Source organism: Coprococcus sp. RTP21428st1_C9_RTP21428_210409, from assembly GCF_040227395.1.
In the GTDB taxonomy this organism is placed as follows: Bacteria; Bacillota; Clostridia; order Lachnospirales; family Lachnospiraceae; genus Coprococcus; species Coprococcus aceti.
In genome coordinates, this window is record NZ_JBEHVV010000110.1 from 1 (window position 1) to 5,795 (window position 5,795).

5 protein-coding genes are annotated in these 5,795 nt (G+C 47.9%); all 5 read left to right on the forward strand.

The genetic code is table 11. From position 1 onward, the window contains the following. A partial coding sequence (locus ABUA34_RS13695; protein WP_349823490.1) for a 1-deoxy-D-xylulose-5-phosphate synthase occupies nt 1–1,290 on the forward strand: 1,290 nt, incomplete at its 5' end. A gap of 310 nt (nt 1,291–1,600) precedes the next feature. Further along, on the forward strand, nt 1,601–2,938 hold the full coding sequence (locus ABUA34_RS13700; RefSeq protein ID WP_015534221.1) for a TrkH family potassium uptake protein: 1,338 nt from the start codon (nt 1,601–1,603) through the stop codon (nt 2,936–2,938). A 15-nt stretch (nt 2,939–2,953) separates the two neighbouring features. Continuing rightward, nucleotides 2,954–3,601, forward strand: a complete 648-nt coding sequence (locus ABUA34_RS13705; RefSeq protein WP_015534220.1) for a potassium channel family protein — start codon at nt 2,954–2,956, stop codon at nt 3,599–3,601. Between the two features lie 15 nt (nt 3,602–3,616). Then, the gene (locus ABUA34_RS13710) at nt 3,617–3,871 is read left to right on the forward strand and encodes a hypothetical protein (RefSeq protein ID WP_015534219.1); all 255 of its coding nucleotides are present in this window, start codon (nt 3,617–3,619) and stop codon (nt 3,869–3,871) included. A 63-nt stretch (nt 3,872–3,934) separates the two neighbouring features. Then, a partial coding sequence (locus ABUA34_RS13715) for a DUF4118 domain-containing protein (protein WP_349823491.1) occupies nt 3,935–5,795 on the forward strand: 1,861 nt, incomplete at its 3' end.

The following is a 5,795-nucleotide window of genomic DNA, read 5'->3' on the forward strand; positions in this document are numbered from 1 at the left end:
GGCTTGGACTACGCTAAAGAACTGGATGGCAACCTCATCATAGTTGTAAATGACAACGATATGTCCATAGCTGAGAACCACGGAGGACTCTATACAAATCTCAAATTACTCAGAGATACTAAGGGAACAGCAGAGTGCAATCTGTTCCGCGCCATGGGACTTGATTATTATTACGTGCACGAAGGCAATGATGTGGCAGCCCTCATAGACACATTCCAGAAGGTAAAAGATTCAAAGAAGCCTGTTGTGGTCCACATCAGAACCCTCAAGGGAAAGGGTTATGCACCAGCCGAGGAGCACAAGGAGCAGTGGCACTACAGCGGACCGTTTGACATAGAGACAGGAAGATCGTTATTTGAAGGTGACGAGGAGGACTACTCAAGCGTGTCCTGTGATTACCTGCTTGACAAGATGAAGAAGGATCCAAAGGTCGTTGCCATCACAGCGGGAACACCGACAGTTATAGGATTTACAGAGGATAAGAGACGTGAGGCCGGAAAGCAGTTTGTTGACGTGGGAATCGCAGAGGAGACAGCGGTGGCACTTGCATCAGGAATTGCAGCAGGCGGCGGAAAGCCAGTGTTCGGTGTGTATAGCTCATTTGTGCAGAGAACATTTGACCAGATATCCCAGGATCTCTGTATCAACAACAATGCAGCCACTATAGTGACATTTGCAGGGTCTGTATATGGAATGAACGATGTGACACATCTGGGCTTTCAGGATATCCCGATGCTTTCAAATATCCCGAATCTTGTATATCTTGCTCCGACAACAAAGGAAGAGTATATTGCCATGCTTGACTGGAGCATAGAGCAGAATGAGCATCCGGTGGCCATCAAGCTTCCAGGTGGTGCGATGGTAAGTGGAAGACCTGTTACGAAGAACTTTGGAGATCTGAATAAATATGAGGTGACACAGAAGGGAAGCAAGGTTGCCCTACTCGGCCTTGGAACCTTCTACAGTCTGGCAAATGCCGTTGCAGACGAGATGAAGAGTGAGCTTGGAATAGATGCCACTGTCATCAATCCTTACTATATCACAGGGCTTGACGAGGAGCTTCTCGAAAGCCTCAAGGCAGATCACTCGGTTGTCGTCACCATCGAGGATGGTATACTGGACGGCGGATTCGGCGAGAAGATTGCAAGATTCTATGGTGATTCGGATATGAAGGTACTGAATTATGGTCTTAAGAAGGAATTCCTTGACAGGTACGATGTCGAAGAGGTTCTTAAGGATAATCGTCTTGATGCGGAGATGATCGCAGAGGACGTTAAGGGATTGTTGTAAAGTATATGATTATCTATGATAGATATGTTTATATGAATAATTTAGTAGTAGAAATATAGAACAGACATAAAATGCCCCATATAATTCTGAAATTATTTATTCCCAGAAATTATATGGGGATATTTTATTCAAATGTCTGATCATGATATGATGCCGAGTTCTGTCAGAATTGATATGGCTCCTTCGGCGGTGTCTTTGTCAAAGCCGAGAGCCTTAATGCAATCTTAATACAGCACACCGGATCATTACACCGTTTTTTTATATTTCATGATATACTCTTTGTAAACAAACAAAAATAGGAGAAGTATATATGTCTGAAATTATACATAGAAAAAAGCGACTGTCATCCTTTAAGCTGATCGTTTTGGGCTTTGCCGGGGTTATTCTGCTCGGAGCACTGATATTGATGCTGCCGTTTTCATCGACTGCCGGAGTTGTTACGCCGTTTCACGAGGCGCTGTTCACATCGACCTCGGCCGTTTGCGTTACGGGGCTGGTCGTGCAGGATACGGGCAGTTATTGGTCCGCTTTCGGGCAGACGGTAATACTGCTGATGATCCAGATAGGCGGGCTTGGTGTTGTGACAGTTGCGGCATTTTTCGCCATGCTGTCCGGCAGAAAAATATCGCTGATGCAGCGCAGTACCATGCAGGACGCCATCTCTGCCCCGAAGGTCGGCGGGATCGTCCGCCTGACCCGCTTTATTGTACGGGGAACTTTTTTGATCGAGCTTATCGGAATGATCGTCATGCTGCCGACATTTTGCAGAAACTTCGGTATCAAGGGAATTTGGATGGCGGCATTTCATTCAATTTCCGCCTTTTGCAACGCCGGCTTTGACATACTCGGCACCGCAGAAAACAAATACCCGTCTCTTACGGGATACATCGGAGAGCCTACAATAAACATTGCAATTATGCTTTTAATTATTGTGGGCGGTATTGGATTTTTGACCTGGGACGATATTTACACAAACAAGTGGCATTTCAAAAAATACCGTATGCAGAGTAAGGTCATATTGGTAACAACGGCAATCCTCATTATCGCTCCCGCAGTATTCTTTTTCTTCTGTGATTTTACGGGGCTGCCGCTCGCCGAAAGGATTCTTGCGTCGCTTTTTCAGTCTGTCACACCGAGAACCGCCGGTTTCAATACCGCCGATCTTCCCGCTATGACCGGTTCCTCCAAGGCAATTATGATTCTGCTGATGCTCGTCGGCGGATCGCCCGGCTCCACGGCAGGCGGTATGAAAACGACCACGCTTGCCGTTCTGATTCTGAGTGCATTCTCCGTCTGTTGCAAAAAGGACGATGTCGAAGTCTGCGGCAGGCGCATTGACGGTTCGGCAGTGAAAAACGCCGCAGCCGTTGCCGTAATGTATTTCCTGCTGTTTTTTGTCGGCGGCATTGTTATCAGCACGGCAGAAGGTCTGCCGCTTAGCACCTGCCTTTACGAAACGGCGTCCGCTGTCGGAACGGTCGGGCTTACCCTTGGGATCACACCGCAGCTCGGTGTTCTTTCTCAGCTTATTTTGATCGTCTTGATGTATCTCGGCAGAGTCGGCGGACTTACCCTGATTTACGCGGCGATCTCCAATAAAAATCAGAGCGGTGCAAAGCTGCCGCTCGAAAATATCACAGTAGGATAAAGGAGTTACTATATTATGAAAAACATATTGTTGATAGGTCTCGGCAGATTCGGTAGGCATATCGCTTTGCAGCTGAATAAGCTCGGGCATGAGGTGATGGCGGTAGACAGCAACGAAGAAAGGGTCAATAAAATTCTGCCGATCGTTACTAACGCACAGATAGGTGACAGCACAAACACGGAATTTTTAAAGTCGCTCGGAATCGGAAACTTTGATGTGTGCATAGTCACCATAGGAGGAAATTTTCAAAATTCGCTGGAAACCACTTCTTTGCTGAAAGAACTCGGCGCAAAATTAGTTGTATCCCGTGCCGAGCGTGATGTGCAGGAGAAATTTCTTCTGCGTAACGGAGCGGACGAGGTCGTTTACCCAGAAAAACAGGTAGCAAATTGGGCTGCTATTCGGTACACCGCCGATCACATACGGGATTACATCGAGGTCGATGAGGCTCATGCCATTTTTGAGGTAGAGGTTCCGGAGGGGTGGATCGGAAAAACCGTCGGAGAGCTGGATATCCGCAGAAAATACAGCATCAATATCATGGCGACCAAGGAGAACGGAAAAATCAATATGGCAGTTTCACCGGAAACCGTTCTTACGAACAAGACCACTCTTTTGGTTCTCGGTGCTTACAAAGAACTGCAAAAGTGTTTTCGCATTTAACAGAGGTGAGTGAGGATGGCTGAACTATTGCTGATCGTCAGCCTGCTTGGCATATTTGCTTTCGGATTTTATCTTATGAGCAGGCTGGATCGATTTCTTGAAGAAAACAGAAAAGCATTGTTAAAGGAAAACGAATCCCGTGAGCCTTCCGAAATTCTGCTGCCGCAGGGGTTGTCCGAAAGTGAAATATTATGTGAGATCCGCCGTTTTCGTGAAACGCACGGAAATGTCGATATTATTCTTTCCGATGGGCAGAAGAATGATTTTTAGACTGCGGTAGATTTTTTTACAGTTTTACTGTATAATAATAAAATAAAAATGGCGGTGAAACCGATGAAAGTACAAAACGAACAGTCAAAATTCGATACAGACGAGCATATCCTTGTCTGCCTATCCTCTTCGCCATCCAATGCAAGGATCATACACACCGCCGCAAAGATGGCTAAGACCCTTCATGCAAGATTTACCGCCATCTATGTGCAGACGGATACGGTCATAAATGATGAGGATCAGTCCCGACTTTCCCAGAACATACAGCTCGCGCAAAGGCTCGGCGCTGAGATCGTTATGACGCACGGCGAGGATGTACCGCTGCAGATCTCGGAATATGTTAGGCTTTCCGATGTCACAAAAATTGTGATCGGGCAAAGCAGTGCCAGACGCAGATGGCTGTTCGGAAGACCGACTCTCACTGAAAAGCTGATCTCCTCCGCCCCCGATGTTGACATTCATATTATTCCCGATGCATTGAACTACACAAAGCCGCACAGACGCCGTCTGTTCTTAGGTGCAGAGATACCGTCGCTGCGGGATATTGCCGTGACCGTCCTGGCGCTTGCCGTATGTACGGCGATCGGGTTTCTGTTCGACCATCTCGACTTTCCCGATACCAATATCGTTACGGTATACATCCTAGGTGTGCTGATGATCTCCGTTTTGACCAAAGGATACCTTTGCAGTATGGCAGGCTCACTTCTAAGTGTTGTATTGTTCGGATTTTTCCTTACCGAACCCAGGTTGTCCTTTCAGACATATGCCGTAGGCTATCCCGTTACCTTTGCAGTCATGCTGGCGTCTTCCGTTCTCACCGGCACGCTTGCCTCGAAGCTGAAAGATCATGCAAGGCTCTCGGCTCGCTCCGCGTTCCGTGTGCAGGTGCTGTTCGACACTGATCGTCTGCTGCAAAAAGCAAAAAGCAACGATGATGTTTTAAGCGTGACCTGTATGCAGCTCTCGCGGCTGCTTGACCGAAGCATTGTTGCCTATACGAAAGGCGAAAACGGAATGTTGTCCGGGCGGCTGTATGCCGAAAAAAAGGATACACACGCTGAAAAGCTGCTAAGCGATGCAGAGCGGCAGACCGCAGAATGGGTGCTTCAAAACGGTTGCCGTGCAGGAGCAGCGACAGCACAGTTTGGAAAATCCGAATGTCTTTATCTTGCGATCCGTGCAGGCGGCAGAGTATACGGTGTAATCGGGATACCGATGAAACCCGAAAAGCCCGATTCATTTGAGAGCAGCATCGTACTTTCGGTTGTGAACGAATGTGCGCTGGCAATGGATAATGCTCACAACGCCGCCGAAAAGGAACGGGCGGCAGATCTTGCAAAAAGCGAGCAGCTGCGCGCCGACCTTTTGCGGTCGATCTCACACGATCTGCGCACGCCGCTTTGCTCCGTTTCGGGTAATGCGGACACGCTTTTGCATAACGGAAACTGCCTGGACGAAGCAACCAAGCAGCAGATCTATAAAGATATTTATGACGATTCCGAATGGCTGATCGGCGTGGTGGAAAATCTGCTGTATGTTACACGGCTGAATGACGGACGCCTGAAGCTGGAGCTTACCGACCAGCTTGTAGACGAAGTGGTCAACGAAGCCGTTTCGCACTTGAAGAAAAAATCCGTCGGACACAAGGTGACGGTAAGGTGCGACGATTTGATCCTTGCCCGTATGGACGCACAGCTTATCGTGCAGGTCATTGTCAACCTTATTGATAATGCTTTGAAATATACCGAACAAGGCTCCGAGATCTGCGTAAGTGCCGAAAAACAGGGCGGGGATGCCGTAATCCGAGTCGCCGATAACGGAAACGGAATTGCAGACGATATGAAACCGCATATTTTTGAGATGTTTTACACCGGGAAAAATACCGTTGCAGACAGCCGCAGAAGCTTCGGGATCGGGCTTACCC